Origin of the sequence: Salipiger sp. H15 (assembly GCF_040409955.1) — a bacterium.
Lineage (GTDB): Bacteria > Pseudomonadota > Alphaproteobacteria > Rhodobacterales > Rhodobacteraceae > Salipiger.
In genome coordinates this window covers 234,088-248,342 of sequence record NZ_CP123385.1, presented here as the reverse complement: position 1 = coordinate 248,342, position 14,255 = coordinate 234,088, and the positions used below count along the sequence as shown (strand labels likewise).

Genomic DNA, 14,255 nt, shown 5'->3' with positions numbered 1-14,255 from the left:
CACTTTGGCTTACATGTCCGAGGGCGCGGCGGGGCTGCGCTCCGTTCCGGCCCTGTTGAAGCGCAATGCCGAGAGCTTTGCCGGCCGTCCCGCCTACCGGGAGAAGGAGTTCGGCATCTGGCAGAGCTGGAGCTGGGCCGCGACGCAGGAAGAGATCGAGGCCTTCGCGCTGGGTCTGCTGAACCTCGGCGTGGCAAAGGGGGATCACGTCGCGGTGATCGGCCGCAACCGCCCCACGCTCTACTGGTCGATGGTCGCGGCGCAGATGGTCGGGGCGGTGCCCGTGCCGCTCTACCAGGACGCGGTCGCCGAAGAGATGCAATACGTGCTGCAGCATTGCGGCGCGCGCTTCGTGATCGCCGCCGACCAGGAGCAGGTCGACAAGGTCATCGAAATCCAGGCGGACCTGCACCAGTTCGAGCACATGATCTACGTCGATCCGCGCGGGATGCGGAAATATGACCACCGCGCGCTGCACGACTATGCCCATGTCCAGCAGCAGGGCCGCGCCGCCCGCGACGAGCTGATGGCAGAGCTGACCGCCCGCCGCGAGGCGCTTGGCTACGACGACACTTGCGTGATGCTCTACACCTCGGGGACCACCGGCAAGCCGAAGGGCGTGGTGCTCTCGAACCGCAACATCATCGAGACCGCCAAATCCTCGTCCGAGTTCGACCACCTGACGCCCGGCGAGGAGGTGCTGGCCTACCTGCCGATGGCCTGGGTCGGCGACTTCATCTTCTCGATCGGCCAGGCCTACTGGAACGGGTTCTGCGTCAACTGCCCCGAGTCCGCCGAGACCATGATGACCGACCTGCGCGAGATCGCACCGAGTTATTATTTCGCGCCGCCAAGGGTTTTCGAGACGCAGCTCACCCAGATCATGATCCGGATGGAGGATGCGGGGGCGGTCAAGCGCAAGCTCTTCCACCACTTCCTGAACCACGCCAAGGTGGTCGGCCCCAAGGTGCTCGACGGCAAGCCGGTGGGGATGCTCGACCGCATCAAGTACGCGCTTGGCGAGTTCATGGTCTACGGGCCGCTGAAGAACACGCTGGGCTTTTCCCGCGTGCGCGTCGGCTACACCGCCGGCGAGGCGATCGGCCCCGAGATCTTCGATTTCTACCGGGCGCTCGGGATCAACCTCAAGCAGCTCTATGGCCAGACCGAGGCCTCGGTCTTCATCACCCAGCAGCCCGACAACGAGGTCCGGCCCGACACCGTCGGCGTGCCGTCGCCGGGCGTCGAGATCCGCATCGCCGAGAGCGGCGAGGTCTTCTACCGCTCGCCCGGCGTCTTCGTGGAGTACTACCAGAACCCGGCCAGCACCGAGAGCACCAAGGATGCCGAGGGCTGGGTCGCCACCGGCGACGCGGGCTTCATCGAGGAGGCGACGGGCCACCTGCGGATCATCGACCGCGCCAAGGACGTGGGCAAGATGGCGGACGGCGCGCTCTTCGCGCCCAAGTACGTGGAAAACAAGCTCAAGTTCTACCCCAACATCCTCGAGGCGGTGGTCTTCGGCAACGGCCGCGACCGCTGCACCGCCTTCATCAACATCGACCTCACGGCGGTGGGCAACTGGGCCGAGCGCAACAACATCGCCTATGCCTCCTACCAGGAGCTGGCGGGGCACCCGAAGGTTCTCGAGATGATCCAGGGCCACGTCGAGGAGGTGAACGCCTCCGTTGCGCGGGACGAGATGCTCTCGGGCTGCCAGATCCACCGCTTCCTCGTGCTGCACAAGGAGCTTGATGCCGACGACGGCGAACTCACCCGCACCCGCAAGGTGCGCCGCAACATCATCGCCGAGAAATACGCCGACCTCGTGACCGCGCTCTATGACGGCTCGGAGAGCATCTACACCGAGACCGAGGTCACCTACGAGGACGGGCGCAAGGGCCGGATCAAGGCAACGCTGGCGATCCGCGACGCGCGGGTGGTGCCGGTGGCGGCGATGAAGGTGGCGGCGGAATGATGGACGGGTCGGATCTGGGTATTTCGGGGAACGAGGAAAGGCAGGTCGCCGTGAAGGATGCCAGCAAGGACGGGGGCTACGTCACCGAGGACGGGCGGCAGATCGGCGGCGTGCTGATGGAGCTGCGCAATATTACCCTTAAGTTTGGCGGGGTTGTCGCGATCAAGGACATCTCCTTCGACATCCGCGAGGGCGAGATCCGGGCGATCATCGGGCCGAACGGGGCGGGCAAGTCCTCGATGCTCAACATCATCTCGGGCTTTTACACGCCGTCCGAGGGCGAGCTCTGGTACAAGGGCGCCAAGCGTCCGCCGATGAAGCCCTACGAGGTGGCGCGGCTCGGCGTGGCGCGGACCTTCCAGAACATCGCGCTCTTCGAAGGGATGACGGTGCTCGACAACGTCATGACCGGGCGGCTCACCCACATGAAGGCGGGCATCGCCAGCCAGGCGCTGTGGTGGGGCCGCGCCCGCGACGAGGAGATCGCCAATCGCGAGATCGTCGAGAAAGTCATTGATTTCCTTGAGATTCAGAACATCCGCAAGACGCCGGTGGGGCGGTTGCCCTACGGGCTCAAGAAGCGGGTGGAACTGGCGCGGGCGCTGGCGGCGGAGCCGTCGCTCCTGCTGCTCGACGAGCCGATGGCGGGGATGAACGTCGAGGAGAAGGAGGACATGAGCCGCTTCATCCTCGACGTGAACGACGAGTTCGGCACCACCATCTGCCTCATCGAGCACGACATGGGCGTGGTCATGGACCTGTCGGACCGGGTGGTGGTCATGGACTACGGCAAGAAGATCGGGGACGGCGCGCCGGCAGAGGTCCGGGCGAACCAGGACGTGATCGACGCCTATCTCGGCGTGGCGCATTGAGCGGCGGAAAGAGGAGGACACATCCGATGCACACCGCATGCACACATCATGCATCCGAGCCGCGCAGCGAGGCAGGGGACGCGACATGCTGAACGACATCTTCATCCAGCCCTTCGCCGACATGTTCGCCGCGCCGGACTTCCTGCTGCAGGTGCTCTGGGAGGGGCTCGTCTCGGGCATCCTCTACGCGCTGATCGCGCTCGGCTTCGTGCTGATCTACCGCTCGAGCCGGATCTTCAACTTCGCGCAGGGGATCATGGTGGTCTTTGCCGCGCTGACCCTCGTCGGGCTGCACGCCATGGGTGTGCCGGCCTGGGTCAGCGTCGCGCTGACGCTGGCGGTGATGTTCGTGCTGGCGGTGACGATCGAGCGGGTCGTGCTGCGCCCGCTGGTGGGCCAGCCCGACATCATCCTCTTCATGGCGACGATCGGCATCACGCTGTTCCTCATCGGCTTCGGCGAGATCATCTTCGGCGGCGAGAACAAGGTGATGATCACCGAGGAGCTGGGCATCCCGACGGACTCGGTGACCTTCGAGCCCTGGGGCGGGCTGCTGATCCTCGAGCAGAAGGACATCACGGCGGTCATCGTCGCGGGGCTGCTGGTGGTGGCGCTGCTGCTCTTCCTCGGCAAGACCCGCATGGGCCGGGCGATCCGCGCGCTTGGCGACGATCACCAGGCGGCGCTGTCGGTCGGCATCTCGCTGCAGACGATCTGGGTGCTGGTCTGGTTCATCGCCGGCATCATCGCGCTGGTCACCGGCATCGCCTGGGGCGCCCGGGCGGGTGTGAGCTTTGCGCTGGAAGTCATTGCCTACAAAGCGCTTCCGGTTCTCATGCTGGGCGGGCTCGAGAGCATCACCGGGGCGATCATCGGCGGGCTGATGATCGGCATGCTGGAAAAGCTCTTCGAGATCTACTGGGGCCAGCCCTTGATGGGCGGCAATACCGAGACCTGGTTCGCCTTCGTGCTGGCGCTGATCGTGCTGCTGTTCCGCCCGCAGGGGCTGTTCGGGGAGCGCATCATCGAAAGGGTCTAGCACTTCTCCCGGCGGAGGACGCCTCCGGCGGGAGTATTTGAGGAAAGATGAAGGTCTGCGGGAGGCGGGCTTTCGCGGAAGGGAGGAGGACGGCGGAATGGCGAAACTTGTGGCGATCCTGAACGTGGTGGCCTGGGCGGGCTTCTGGGCCTTCGGCTACCTCGCCCTGACCGGGAGCGGCGCGCATGTGCTGCCGGCGCTGCTGCTGGCGGCGGCGGGCGGCGCGGCGGGGCTCTGGGCCTGGTTCTGGCTGGTGCGGCACTCGGAGGCGACGGGCTACGCGGCCGCGCCGAAACGGGCCTACCCCGAAGAGACACACGAGACCGCCTGAGGGCGGACGACGCAGACCGGCGGGACCGCGCGCCCGGGCAGGAGGAGCCCCGGCGGCGGAAGCGCCAGACGGAGCGGCGCCGGGCGCGCCGGGAGAGGGAGAGACCGATGCTCTATCGCACGGCGGGGCAATTCAAGACGAGCTACAAGTCGGACATGGCGCTGTTCCCGGTCCGGCAGGACGCGGTGCTGCTGATGGTGATCCTCGGCTTTGCCTGGGTGGTCTTTCCGCTGACCGCCAGCGAGTTCGCCTTCCAGACGTTGCTGATCCCGATCCTGATCTACGCGCTGGCGGCGCAGGGGCTGAACATCCTGACGGGCTATGCCGGGCAGCTCTCGCTCGGGACCGCCGCCTTCATGGGCGTGGGGGCCTATGCCTGCTACAAGCTGGTGACGCTCTTCCCCTGGATGAACCCGGTCGTGGCGATCCTGCTCTCGGGCGTCTTCAGCGCCGGCGTGGGCGTGGCCTTCGGCATTCCTTCCTTGCGGATCAAGGGGTTCTACCTCGCAATTGCGACGCTGGCGGCGCAGTTCTTCCTGGTCTGGCTCTTCGAGAAATGGGGCTGGCTCTACAACTACAACGCCTCGGGCGCGATCCAGGTGCCGAACCTCGAGATGTTCGGGCATTACGTCGCCGGGCCGCAGGCGAGCTCGATCACCCAGTATTACGTGGTGCTGGCGGTGGTGACGCTGATGACGGTGCTCTGCATCAACCTCACCCGCGGCAACCTTGGCCGGACCTGGAAGGCGACGCGCGACATGGACATCGCGGCCGAGCTCATCGGCATCAACCTGATGCGCTCGAAGCTGACCGCCTTCGCCGTCTCGTCCTACGTCGTGGGGGTGGCGGGCGCGCTCTTCGTCTTCATGTGGCGCGGCGCGGCCGAGCCCAACCTCTTCGACATTCCGCTGAGCTTCCGGGTGCTGTTCATCGCCATCATCGGCGGGCTGGGCTCGATCCTCGGCAACTACCTGGGCGCGATCCTCATCGTCGGCCTGCCGGTCGTGCTGGGCACGGTGCCGCAGGCGCTGGGGCTGTCGATCAGCTCGGCCACGGTCGAGCACCTCAACATCATGATCGTCGGCGCGCTCATCGTCTTCTTCCTGATCATCGAGCCGCACGGGCTCGCGCGTCTCTGGGCGTTGATCCGGGAGAAGCTGATCATCTGGCCCTTCCCGCATTGAGGAGGCGCGGGCGGGGCTTTCCACATCATCGAAGATCTCAGGGAGGAGACAGGATGAAGACGTTGACCAGACTGGCGGGGGCCGCGGCGCTGGGTGCGCTGATGGCCGGAACGATCGCCGGGGGCGCGATGGCCGAGAGCCTCTACGCGCCGAACCTCGCCTACCGCACCGGGCCCTTTGCCGCCACCGGCATCCCGCTGATGAACGGGCAGAAGGACTACATGGAGCTGATGAACGCGCGCGACGGCGGCATCGGCGGCGTCCCGATCGACTTCGACGAGTGCGAGACCGGCTATTCCACCGAGAAGGGCGTCGAGTGCTACGAGAAGACCAAGGGCAAGGCGATCGTGACCCAGCCCTGGTCCACGGGCATCACGCTGCAGGTGCTGCCGAAGACCAACGTCGACCAGATCCCGATCCTCGCGCCGGGCTACGGCTTCTCGCCCATGGCCGACGGCAAGGTGTTCCAGTGGGCGTTCAACACGCCGCTGAGCTACTGGGACGGCGCCTCGATCCTGATCAAGTACATCGCCGCGCAGGGCGACCTGAAGGGCAAGAAGGTCGCCTTCCTGCACCTCGACCACCCGTTCGGCAAGGAGCCGCTGCCCTTCCTCGAGGCCGAGGCCGAGGCGCAGGGCTTCGAGCTGCTGCCGATCCCGGTCGGTCTCAAGGAGATGCAGAACCAGTCGGCGCAATGGCTGCAGATCCGCCGCGAGCGCCCGGACTACGTCATCATGTGGGGCTGGGGCGCGATGAACGCCGGGGCGATCACCGAGGCGGTGAAGACCAAGTTCCCGATGGAGAACATGCTGGGCGTGTGGTGGGCCGGGCATGACGCCGACCTCAAGATCGTCGGCGAGGCGGGCAAGGGCTACAAGTCCGTCAGCTGGTCCTTCCCGAACCCCGAGGCCCCGATCATGGCCGACCTGCAGAAATACGTGGTCGAGCCGGGCAAGACGCTGAGCAACGCCGAGGAGATGTCGGGTGTCTTCTACTCGCGCGGCCTCGTCATCTCGATGATCCTCGGCGAGGGCATCCGGGTGGCGCAGGAACACGCGGGCAAGGCCGAGATCTCGCCGGCGGACCTGCGCTGGGGGCTCGAGAACCTCGAGATCACCGAGGCGCGGCTCGACGAGCTGGGGATGACCGGCATGGTGCCGCCGTTCTCGACCTCCTGCGACAACCACACCGGCCACTCGGGCGGCTGGATCCTCGAATGGGACGGCGAGAAGTTCGTCAAGGCCTCGGACCTCATCATGCCGGATTCCGACATGATCGCCCCGCTCGAGGAGAAGGCGGCGATGGAATACGCCGATGCCAACCAGCCCTGGCCGGTGAACGACAGCTGCGGCGGCTGAGCTGACACTTCCGGCGGCGGCGCAGGTGTCGCCGCCGGATTTCGCGTATTTGGGAAGAGAAGAAGATGCTGGACGGAGTGCGACCGGACGAGACCTCTGCCCGTGACGGCGAGGCGCGCGAGACCCTGCTCGAGGTCAACAATATCGAGGTGATCTACAACCACGTGATCCTCGTGCTGAAGGGGGTCTCGCTCTCCGTGCCGCGCGGCGGGATCACGGCGCTGCTCGGCGGCAATGGCGCGGGCAAGACCACCACGCTCAAGGCGATCTCGAACCTGCTGCAGTCCGAGCGCGGCGAGGTCACCAAGGGCACGATCTCCTACCGCGGCGAGCGGGTGCAGGACCTCGACCCGGCGGCACTGGTCAAGCGCGGGGTGATCCAGGTGATGGAGGGGCGGCACTGTTTCGAGCACCTGACGGTGGAAGAGAACCTGATGACCGGCGCCTTCACCCGGCGCGACGGCAAGGCGGCGGTGCAGCGCGACCTCGAGATGGTCTACGACTATTTCCCGCGGCTGAAGGAGCGGCGGAAGAGCCAGGCCGGCTATACCTCGGGCGGCGAGCAGCAGATGTGCGCGATCGGCCGCGCGCTGATGTCGCGCCCCGAGATGGTGCTGCTGGACGAGCCCTCGATGGGGCTTGCGCCGCAGCTCGTCGAGCAGATCTTCGAGATCGTCCGGGCGGTCAACGAGGGCGAGGGGGTCTCGTTCCTGCTGGCCGAGCAGAACACCAACGTGGCGCTGCGCTACGCGCATGAGGGCTACATCCTCGAGAATGGCCGGGTGGTGATGGACGGGCCGGCGCAGGCGCTGCGCGAGAACCCGGACGTCAAGGAATTCTACCTCGGCATGTCGGACGAGGGGCGCAAGTCCTTCCGCGACGTGCGCTCCTACCGCCGCCGCAAGCGGTGGCTGGCGTGAGCCATGCGCTGCTTTCTTGCCCTGCCGCTGCCCGAGGCGCTGCTGCCCGCGCTGCTGGCGGTGCAGGAGGCGGTGCCGGTGGGGCGCGCGGTGCCCGAGGAGAACCTGCACGTCACGCTGGCCTTCCTCGGCGAGGTCGGGGAGGCGGCGCTGCAGGAGCTGCACATGGAGCTCGAGGGGCAGGCGCTGCCGGGCTGCCGGCTGCGGGTCGCCGGGCTGGAAAGCTTCGGGGGTCGGTCGCCGCGGCTGCTGGCGGCGGAGATCGCCGCGGAGCCCGGGCTGGTCGCGCTGCACGGGCGCGTGGTGCGCGCCTGCCGGGCCGCGGGGATCGAGCTCGAGCGGCGGCGCTTCCGCCCGCACGTGACGCTCGTGCGCTTCGGTGCCGGGCTGCGCGGCGAGGCGATGGCGCGGTTTGAACGGGCGGTGGCGGGGCAGGTTGCGCTCGCCACCGGGGCGGAGGAGGCGGAGGAGCTGCGGCTCGTCGCCTCGACGCTGACCCCCGAGGGGGCGGTCTACGAGACATTGGCGGCCTATGCGCTGCCGCCACCGCCCGGCGCTGCCGTCGGCGGAACGGGATAGGACTGGGCTGGAAGGGAGGCTCGGATGAGCAGGTATTACGACGATCTGGAGACGCGCAGCGCCGAGGCGCGCGCCGCCGCGCTGGCCGAGGCGTTGCCCGCGCAGATCGCCCGGGCGCAGGCGCTGCCGGGCTATGCCGACACGCTGGCGGGCGTGGATGCCGCCGCGATCACCACGCGCGCGGCGCTGGCGACCCTGCCGGTGCTGCGCAAGTCGGGGCTCGGCAAGGCGCAGAAGGCGGCCTCGCCATTCGGCGGCTTCACCACCCGGCCCGCCTCGGGCTTTGCCCATGTCTTCCAGTCGCCCGGGCCGATCTACGAGCCGGGCGGGGCCGAGCACGACTGGTGGCGGCTCGGGCGCTTCCTGCACGCCGCGGGGATCGGCGCGGGCGACATCGTGCAGAACTGCTTCGGCTATCACCTGACGCCGGCCGGGATGATCTTCGAGAGCGGCGCGCGGGCGGTGGGGGCGGCGGTGCTGCCCGCCGGCACCGGCCAGACCGAGCTGCAGGTGCAGGCGGCGGCGGATGTGGGCGTCACCGCCTACGCGGGTACGCCCGATTACCTCAAGATCATCCTCGACAAGGCCGACGAGATGGGCGTCGCGCTCGGCATCACCAAGGCGGCGGTCTCGGGCGGCGCGCTCTTCCCGTCGCTGCGGGCCTTCTACGAGGGGCGCGGCATCGCCTGCCTGCAATGCTATGCCACGGCGGACCTCGGGCTCATCGCCTACGAGACGCCGAGCATGGAGGGGATGATCGTCGACGAGCGGGTGATCGTCGAGATCGTGACGCCCGGCACCGGCGATCCGGTGCCCGAGGGCGAGGTCGGCGAGGTGGTGGTGACCACGCTAAACCCCGACTACCCGCTGATCCGCTTCGCCACCGGCGACATGTCCGCGGTGATGCCGGGGGTGAGCCCCTGCGGGCGGTCGAACATGCGCATCAAGGGCTGGATGGGCCGCGCCGACCAGACCACCAAGATCAAGGGCATGTTCGTGCGCCCCGAGCAGGTGGCGGCGCTGGTCGCGCGCCATGCCGAGATCGGCCGGGCCCGCGTGGTGGCCAGCCGCGAGGGCGAGATGGACGTGATGACCGTGCGCATCGAGACCTCGGGAGAGGGCAGCGCGCCCGATGCCGGGGCCTTCGAGGCGAGCGTGGCGGAGCTCCTGAAGCTCAAGGGCAAGGTCGAACTGGTGCCGCCGGGCGGGCTGCCGCGCGACGGCGTGGTGATCGAGGACGCGCGCAGCTACGAGTGAGCGGGCCGCTCTTCGAAAGGCTGGGCGCTCAGCGCAGCAGCGACGAGTAGAGCAGCAGGCCCCAGGGCTCGAGCGCCCTGTGGACCTGCGCCCAGGCGGTGCCGAAGCTGATCGGGTCGAGCTTCGCGGCCTGCGCGATCGCGGCAAGGCTGCGGCGGCCGTCGATCCCGGCGAGGATCGGCGCGCTGCTTCGCGGCAGGGTCAGCGTGGTCTCGACCCCGCCCATCTTCACCGGCAGCGGACGGCCCTGCGCCACGGCCTGCGCCAGCGCCGCGCGCTGCACGCCGCGCAGCTGCGGCACGAGGCTGCGGTCGGTGGGTTTAGCGCGGGTCTCGCCGGCCTCGGCGGGCACCGCATAGGCGGTGTGCATGCGGATCGTGCCGCGCAGCTTCTCGGCGAGCGCCATCTGCTCTGCCGGGTCCATGCCCTCGGGCACCTCGGTGATCTGCGCAAGGTCGTAGAGCGCCGGGGTGGTGAAGCCGGCGAGCCGCCAGCCGGTCTCCGCAAGCGTTTCCAGCAGCTCGGGCACCGAGAAGCTGCGGTCCTGCCCGTGCAGCAGCAGGTCGTAGAAGCCCGCGTCCGAGGCGTGGTGATCGCCGAGGTTGATATTGGCGGCAAAGGGATGGCCCTTCGGCAGCGCCGCCACGATGCGCCGCGCGCGGGCGAGGCGCTCCTGCGGCGGCAGCCCGTCGAAGAGCGCGCCGAAGGCCTCCTGCAGCGGGTAGACGCCGGAGCGGCCATAGGGGGCGTAGACCATGAAGCCCATGCCGCCGCCGGGGGCGAGCGCGGCGCGCAGGGCGCGGAAGCCCGCCGCGGGGTCGGGCAGGTGGTGCAGCACGCCGCAGCAGTCGATGTAGTCGAAAGGCCCGTGCGCGGGCGCGTCGAGCAGGCTGGCGGTGTGGAAGCTGATGCCGGTGAGGCCGCGCACCCTTGCCCTCTCCTCGGCGACGGCGCGCGAGGCGGTGGAGAGGTCGAGATAGGTGATCTCGTAAGCTTTCCGCGCGGCGGCCAGCAGCGTCGCCAGCTGGATCAGCCCGTCGCCGGTGCCGCCGCCGGCGACCAGCACGCGCAGCGGTTTCGACCAGTCGCGGCCGCCCTGCCAGAGCCAGTGGTCCATCTCGAACGGGTGCGACGGCGAGCCGGTGATCAGCCTTGTCTCTTCGTCCTTCGGGTCGCGCGCGGGGTAGGGAAAACTCTCGTACTGCTCTTTTACCGTGACCATGCGCGCTCCCCTGCCTTGCGCGAACTCTGGCATGGCGGGGAGGATAAACCAAGCTTTATCGAGACTTGCGTGCGATCTCCAGCTTCGTCTCGAGCAGCGACATGTCCTGGATGAGCCGCCGGCGCGCGTCGCGGTCCGAGGCCTCGCGCAGCTCCTCGCGCAGCGCGGCGAGCTCGCGCGAGAGCGCCACCGCCTGCGGCACGGCGCCGTTGTCCTTGAGGATGCGGGTCAGCACGGCGTTCTCGGGATCGTCGCAGTCGGGCAACCGCCGGCCCGCGCCCGGCAGGTTGTCGAAGGCGCCCTCGGCCTCGGCCTTGGCGATGCGGGCGTTGATCAGGTCGATGAGCGGGTGATCCATGGCGGGGGTGCTGCTGCTGCGGAAACCGGCCGAGCATAGCCCGGCGCGCGGCGCGGGTCACGCCGCAAAAGGCGGCGCCGCATCCGGCTTCTTCTCTTTCCAAATACGCCTGCCCGGCAGTGCGGGCGGCGCGGCGCCGGGCAGGGGCTGGCGGGGGCGGGCAGGGGCGGAAAAGAAAAAAGGCGCGAGGGTGTGCCTCGCGCCCAGGGGAAGAGGTCCTGTCAGGTCCGGGGATCAGCCCTGCCAGAACATGCGGCGCGCCTCCCGGAGGGCGGCGGTCCGTTCGAGTCCGACATCGCGCAGCAGGTGATCGTCGAGGTCGACCAGCGCACGGCGGGTGCGGCGACGCTCGGACCATTGCGCGCTCACCACCGCCACGCGCAGCGCCAGCGCGGCAAACGGCGGCAGCGGTTTCTGCGCGTCGAGATAGGCGATCAGCGGGGCATGGGCGGCGAGTGCCATCGGTAAGTCTCCAGTTTTGTATCGGTACAATTATCTTGATCTCATGGGTATATTGATACATTGTGCCCCAATGACCGTCGAGCAAAACATTGTCACCGATACAATTTTCGAACTGTTCGAAAATCAGGCATCCGGACCGAAATATCGTGCTCTCGCAGGCGCTTTGCGAGAGGGGATCACGCAGGGGAACCTGCCCGCCGGAACGCGGCTTCCGCCGGTGAGGGACCTCGGATGGCGACTCGGCATGACGCCGGGCACCGTGGCGCGGGCCTATACAATCCTCACCGACGAGGGCGCGCTGGTCGCCGAGGTCGGGCGCGGCACCTTCGTGCGCGGCGAGCTCCAGAAGGCCGCGCCGCTGCTGATCGAGAGCGGCCCGCGCGAGGTGACCGAGTCGGGCGACCGGATGGTGAGCCTCTTCACCGGGCGCATTCCCGACCTCGGGCAGGTCGCGCTGGTGCGCGAGGCGCTGGCGCGGATCGCCGTGCGCCCGGCGCCGGGGCTGATGAACTACCCCTCGACCCGCGCCTTCGCGCCGGCGCGGCAGGTGGCGCTCGACTGGCTGTCGGACGTGCCGCTGGGCCCGGTGCACCACGAGGATCTGGTGCTCAGCCACGGCGCGCAGAACGGCATCTCGCTGGTCATGCAGGCGGTGCTGCGCGGGCGGCGCCCGGTGGTGCTGGTCGAGGAGCTCTGCTACCCCGGTTTCCGCCGCGCCGCCGAGCTGCTGCGCGCCGAGCCGGTGCCGGTGCCGATGGATGCGCAGGGCATCCGTCCCGACGCGCTGCAGGAGCTGGCGCGCAAGCACGAGGCGCAGCTCCTGTGCACCTCGCCCGAACTGCACAACCCGACCACCATCGTCACCCCGCCCGAGCGCCGGCGCGAGATCGCCGACGTCGCGCGCAGCTGCGGGCTGCACATCCTCGAGGATGACAGCACCTTCCTCGGCGAGGCGCGCTGCGAGACCTACCGGGCGATGCTGCCCGACCTCGGCTGGTTCGTCTCGTCGATCTCGAAGACGCTGACGCCGGGGCTGCGCGTCGGCTTTGCCATCGCGCCCCGGGCGCGGCGGGGCGACCTGCGGCGGGCGGCGGAGTATGGCTTCTTCGGCCTCGCGCTGCCGCTTGCCGATCTCGTCGCCGACCTGCTGGCACGCGAGGAGACCAAGCAGATCGTCCGGGCGGTGCGCGAGCGCAACGCGCTCTACGTGCGCAGCACGGTGAATTTCCTCGGCGGGCACGAGCTGCGCTGGAGCGAGGAGGCGCCCTTCGTCTGGCTGCGGCTGCCGGCGGGCTGGCGGGCGGCGGCCTTCTGCATGGCGGCCGAGGCGCAGGGGGTGCAGGTGCGCCCGGCGGAGGATTTCGCGCTGCGCGACGCCTTTGCGCCGCACGCGGTGCGCATCGGCATGAACGGGCAGGTGCCGCTGGCGGAATTCGAGAAGGCGATCCTGCGGCTGCGGCGTCTGCTGGACGATCCGCCCGAGCAGATGATCGTCTGACGCGGGGTGGCACCGAAAATAGTTGGGGTATTTTGATACCGTTTTTGCAAGACACTGTTTTTGCTAAACAAATCAAAAAACAACCCGCTTGACTGTGCCGTGGGCGGCCTTATAACCCGCCCATCGGAATTCGGGCCCCCCAGGCGGGTCCTCTTTGAACAGCTCAAGGGCAACCACGATGAAAACCTTCTCTGCGACTCCTGCAGACATCGAGAAGAAATGGATCGTGATCGACGCGGAAGGCGTCGTTCTCGGCCGTCTCGCCTCGATCATCGCCATGCGTCTGCGCGGCAAGCACATGGCCACCTTCACCCCGCACATGGACATGGGCGACAATGTCATCGTCATCAACGCCGACAAGGTGCAGATGACCGGCAAGAAGCGTGAAGAGCACTTCTACTGGCACACCGGCCACCCGGGCGGCATCAAGTCCCGCACCAAGGCCCAGATCCTCGAGGGTGCACACCCCGAGCGCGTCGTGTTCCAGGCCGTCAAGCGCATGCTGCCGGGCAACCGCCTGTCGCGCAAGCAACTGACCAACCTGCGCATCTACGCAGGCGCGGCGCATCCGCACGAGGCACAGTCGCCGGAAGTGCTGGACGTCAAGTCGATGAACAAGAAAAACACCCGGGTGTAATCATGGCCGATCAGATCAACTCCCTGGAAGAGCTCGGCGCCGCAGCCGGCATCGAAACTGCTCCCGCAGTCGTCGAAACCCCGCGCGAGCCCGTCCGTGACGCGCTCGGCCGTTCCTACGCGACCGGCAAGCGGAAGGACGCGGTTGCCCGCGTCTGGATCAAGCCGGGCTCCGGCAAGGTCGTGGTGAACGGCAAGGAACAGTCCGTCTACTTCGCACGCCCCGTGCTGCAGATGATCCTGCGCCAGCCCTTCACCATCGCAGGTGTCGAGGACCAGTTCGACGTCTACGCCACCGTCAAGGGCGGCGGTCTCTCGGGCCAGGCCGGTGCAGTCAAGCACGGCATCTCGAAAGCCCTGCAGCTCTTCGATCCGTCGCTGCGCAGCGCGCTGAAAGCCGCAGGCTTCCTGACCCGCGACAGCCGCGTCGTCGAGCGTAAGAAGTTCGGTAAGCGCAAGGCTCGCCGCAGCTTCCAGTTCTCGAAGCGCTAAGCTTACGGGACATTCCAAAGAGCAAGGGCCTCGTTTCGCGACGTGGCCCTTGTTTCGTTTTGGGGGGTC

The 14,255-nt window shown here is 68.1% G+C and carries 15 protein-coding genes; 12 read left to right on the top strand and 3 right to left on the bottom strand.

The window, feature by feature from the left end; all coding sequences use genetic code 11:
• Window positions 1-13 precede the first annotated feature (13 nt).
• The 9 genes from PVT71_RS15520 (at window position 14) to PVT71_RS15480 (ending at window position 9,518) form a co-directional block, all read left to right on the top strand.
• On the top strand, window positions 14-1,978 hold the full coding sequence (locus PVT71_RS15520) for an AMP-binding protein (protein WP_353475549.1): 1,965 nt from the start codon (window positions 14-16) through the stop codon (window positions 1,976-1,978).
• A 50-nt stretch (window positions 1,979-2,028) separates the two neighbouring features.
• Entirely contained in the window at window positions 2,029-2,850 is an 822-nt protein-coding gene (locus PVT71_RS15515) for an ABC transporter ATP-binding protein (protein WP_353475548.1), read from the top strand.
• Between the two features lie 85 nt (window positions 2,851-2,935).
• On the top strand, window positions 2,936-3,889 hold the full coding sequence (locus tag PVT71_RS15510; protein WP_353474971.1) for a branched-chain amino acid ABC transporter permease: 954 nt from the start codon (window positions 2,936-2,938) through the stop codon (window positions 3,887-3,889).
• Between the two features lie 97 nt (window positions 3,890-3,986).
• A complete protein-coding gene (locus PVT71_RS15505; protein ID WP_353474970.1) occupies window positions 3,987-4,220 on the top strand; it encodes a hypothetical protein in 234 nt (77 codons plus the stop codon).
• A gap of 107 nt (window positions 4,221-4,327) precedes the next feature.
• Complete coding sequence (locus tag PVT71_RS15500) at window positions 4,328-5,404, top strand: branched-chain amino acid ABC transporter permease (protein WP_353474969.1); 1,077 nt, start codon at window positions 4,328-4,330, stop codon at window positions 5,402-5,404.
• 53 nt (window positions 5,405-5,457) lie between these two features.
• Window positions 5,458-6,762, top strand: a complete 1,305-nt coding sequence (locus PVT71_RS15495) for an ABC transporter substrate-binding protein (protein WP_353474968.1) — start codon at window positions 5,458-5,460, stop codon at window positions 6,760-6,762.
• 65 nt (window positions 6,763-6,827) lie between these two features.
• Entirely contained in the window at window positions 6,828-7,682 is an 855-nt protein-coding gene (locus PVT71_RS15490; RefSeq protein ID WP_353474967.1) for an ABC transporter ATP-binding protein, read from the top strand.
• Window positions 7,683-7,685: 3 nt separating this feature from the next.
• The gene (gene thpR / locus PVT71_RS15485; protein ID WP_353474966.1) at window positions 7,686-8,261 is read left to right on the top strand and encodes an RNA 2',3'-cyclic phosphodiesterase; all 576 of its coding nucleotides are present in this window, start codon (window positions 7,686-7,688) and stop codon (window positions 8,259-8,261) included.
• Between the two features lie 24 nt (window positions 8,262-8,285).
• Window positions 8,286-9,518: a phenylacetate--CoA ligase family protein gene (locus PVT71_RS15480; protein ID WP_353474965.1), complete on the top strand. Its 1,233-nt coding sequence runs from the start codon at window positions 8,286-8,288 to the stop codon at window positions 9,516-9,518.
• Between the two features lie 28 nt (window positions 9,519-9,546).
• Here PVT71_RS15480 and PVT71_RS15475 read toward each other — a convergent pair whose 3' ends face one another.
• The 3 genes from PVT71_RS15475 to PVT71_RS15465 form a co-directional block, all read right to left on the bottom strand.
• On the bottom strand, window positions 9,547-10,740 hold the full coding sequence (locus PVT71_RS15475; protein ID WP_353474964.1) for a class I SAM-dependent methyltransferase: 1,194 nt from the start codon (window positions 10,738-10,740) through the stop codon (window positions 9,547-9,549).
• Between the two features lie 55 nt (window positions 10,741-10,795).
• Window positions 10,796-11,098 carry a DUF1992 domain-containing protein gene (locus PVT71_RS15470; RefSeq protein ID WP_353474963.1) on the bottom strand — a complete coding sequence of 101 codons (303 nt, stop codon included), beginning with the start codon at window positions 11,096-11,098 and terminating at the stop codon, window positions 10,796-10,798.
• A gap of 234 nt (window positions 11,099-11,332) precedes the next feature.
• Complete coding sequence (locus PVT71_RS15465) at window positions 11,333-11,560, bottom strand: DUF1127 domain-containing protein (RefSeq protein WP_353474962.1); 228 nt, start codon at window positions 11,558-11,560, stop codon at window positions 11,333-11,335.
• Between the two features lie 70 nt (window positions 11,561-11,630).
• Between PVT71_RS15465 and PVT71_RS15460 the strand changes: the two genes are divergently transcribed.
• The 3 genes from PVT71_RS15460 to rpsI all read left to right on the top strand — a co-directional run bounded on the left by PVT71_RS15460 (window position 11,631) and on the right by rpsI (window position 14,186).
• Entirely contained in the window at window positions 11,631-13,058 is a 1,428-nt protein-coding gene (locus PVT71_RS15460; RefSeq protein ID WP_353474961.1) for a PLP-dependent aminotransferase family protein, read from the top strand.
• A 178-nt stretch (window positions 13,059-13,236) separates the two neighbouring features.
• Window positions 13,237-13,695, top strand: a complete 459-nt coding sequence (gene rplM / locus PVT71_RS15455; protein WP_194132845.1) for a 50S ribosomal protein L13 — start codon at window positions 13,237-13,239, stop codon at window positions 13,693-13,695.
• 2 nt (window positions 13,696-13,697) lie between these two features.
• A complete protein-coding gene (gene rpsI, locus PVT71_RS15450) occupies window positions 13,698-14,186 on the top strand; it encodes a 30S ribosomal protein S9 (RefSeq protein WP_353474960.1) in 489 nt (162 codons plus the stop codon).
• The last annotated feature ends 69 nt before the right edge of the window (window positions 14,187-14,255 follow it).

Coding starts and splice junctions, on each gene's coding strand:
- PVT71_RS15495 (WP_353474968.1), top strand. CDS start 5,458: ATGAAGACGTTGACCAGACTGGCGGGGGCCGCGGCGCTGGGTGCGCTG.
- PVT71_RS15465 (WP_353474962.1), bottom strand. CDS start 11,560: ATGGCACTCGCCGCCCATGCCCCGCTGATCGCCTATCTCGACGCGCAG.
- PVT71_RS15500 (WP_353474969.1), top strand. CDS start 4,328: ATGCTCTATCGCACGGCGGGGCAATTCAAGACGAGCTACAAGTCGGAC.
- PVT71_RS15490 (WP_353474967.1), top strand. CDS start 6,828: ATGCTGGACGGAGTGCGACCGGACGAGACCTCTGCCCGTGACGGCGAG.
- PVT71_RS15460 (WP_353474961.1), top strand. CDS start 11,631: ATGACCGTCGAGCAAAACATTGTCACCGATACAATTTTCGAACTGTTC.
- PVT71_RS15520 (WP_353475549.1), top strand. CDS start 14: ATGTCCGAGGGCGCGGCGGGGCTGCGCTCCGTTCCGGCCCTGTTGAAG.
- PVT71_RS15480 (WP_353474965.1), top strand. CDS start 8,286: ATGAGCAGGTATTACGACGATCTGGAGACGCGCAGCGCCGAGGCGCGC.
- PVT71_RS15510 (WP_353474971.1), top strand. CDS start 2,936: ATGCTGAACGACATCTTCATCCAGCCCTTCGCCGACATGTTCGCCGCG.
- rplM (WP_194132845.1), top strand. CDS start 13,237: ATGAAAACCTTCTCTGCGACTCCTGCAGACATCGAGAAGAAATGGATC.
- PVT71_RS15505 (WP_353474970.1), top strand. CDS start 3,987: ATGGCGAAACTTGTGGCGATCCTGAACGTGGTGGCCTGGGCGGGCTTC.
- PVT71_RS15470 (WP_353474963.1), bottom strand. CDS start 11,098: ATGGATCACCCGCTCATCGACCTGATCAACGCCCGCATCGCCAAGGCC.
- thpR (WP_353474966.1), top strand. CDS start 7,686: ATGCGCTGCTTTCTTGCCCTGCCGCTGCCCGAGGCGCTGCTGCCCGCG.
- rpsI (WP_353474960.1), top strand. CDS start 13,698: ATGGCCGATCAGATCAACTCCCTGGAAGAGCTCGGCGCCGCAGCCGGC.
- PVT71_RS15475 (WP_353474964.1), bottom strand. CDS start 10,740: ATGGTCACGGTAAAAGAGCAGTACGAGAGTTTTCCCTACCCCGCGCGC.